General features: G+C 59.4%; 1 protein-coding gene. It reads right to left on the minus strand.

Annotated elements, in window-relative coordinates; genetic code table 11:
- Nucleotides 1-239 precede the first annotated feature (239 nt).
- The gene (locus ACW9IB_RS29440) at nt 240-1,034 is read right to left on the minus strand and encodes a class II aldolase/adducin family protein (protein WP_457416830.1); all 795 of its coding nucleotides are present in this window, start codon (nt 1,032-1,034) and stop codon (nt 240-242) included.
- Nucleotides 1,035-1,213 lie beyond the last annotated feature (179 nt).

Raw genomic sequence — 1,213 nt, forward strand, 5'->3', positions numbered from 1 at the left:
AAGCCCCCTGTGGGAGCTGTCGAGCCCCGGCGAGGCTGCGAAAGCGGTGGGTCAGACGGCATCTGTGTTGGCTGTGCCGCCGTCTTCGCAGGCAAGCCAGCTCCCACATTGGAACGCTGTTGTTGGTGAGAAAGCGGTGGGTCAGGCGGCATCTGTGTTAACAGTGCCGCAGCTATCGCAGCGGTGCGGCGACCCGGCAAGCCAGCTCCCCTATTTTTGGATCTGCTGTGTACCGTGGATCAGTTTTTGTAGTCGGTGTCCGTGCGCTCCAGCTGGCGAATCAGTGCATTCCAGTGCCGCGCCACGCCGGGCCCGTCGCCGGCCTTGAACACCTCGGCCTGCTTCTCGACCTTGGCCACCACTTCGGCGGGCGGGAACACCAGTTCCGCATTCCCCGCCGCTTGCGCGGCGATCTGGATATTGCATGCGCGCTCCAGCCCTTGCAGTTGCTGAAAGGCATGCTCGACGCTGATCCCGGCGGTCAACAGGCCGTGGTTGCGCAGGATCATCACGCTCTTGTCGCCCAGATCGGCCACCAGCCGCTCACGCTCGTCCAGGTCCAGCGCCACGCCTTCGTAGCCGTGATAGGCCACGCGCCCGGAGAAACCGATGGCGTGCTGGGAAATCGGCAGCAAGCCGTCCTTCTGCGCCGATACCGCGATGCCGTCGCGGGTGTGGGTGTGCAGCACCGCCTTGAGGTCGTGACGTGCAGCATGGATAGCGCTGTGAATCACATAACCTGCGTAGTTGATGCCCAGGCCGGTGGGGTCGTCGACGATAGTGCCGTCGATGTCGACCTTGACCAGGTTGGAGGCGCTGATTTCATCGAACAACAGCCCGTAGGCGTTGATCAGAAAATGCTCCTGCGGCCCCGGCACACGGGCGGAAAAGTGCGTGTAGATATGATCGGTCCACTTGTACAGGGCCGCCAGGCGATAAGCGGCGGCCAGTTTGACACGCACCTCCCATTCTTCGGGAGTGACACGTTGGCGAACGTTGCTGGAGACGCTGGATAGCGAGGTGACGCTGCTCATGGCAAAACTTCCTGGATGGCCTTAAGGACTTCCAGGCAAGCCTAGGGGATGCAAAAAAATAATAAAAAGCACATTTTAATCTAAGCTAATTATTATTTTTTTTCATAAAAAACATAACGACACTGAACAATGTGGGAGCGGGCTTGCTCGCGAATGCGTAGTGTCAGTCGACGGATTCA

The sequence above is a fragment of the Pseudomonas sp. SDO524_S393 genome, assembly GCF_054071875.1.

Coding starts and splice junctions, on each gene's coding strand:
- ACW9IB_RS29440 (WP_457416830.1), bottom strand. CDS start 1,034: ATGAGCAGCGTCACCTCGCTATCCAGCGTCTCCAGCAACGTTCGCCAA.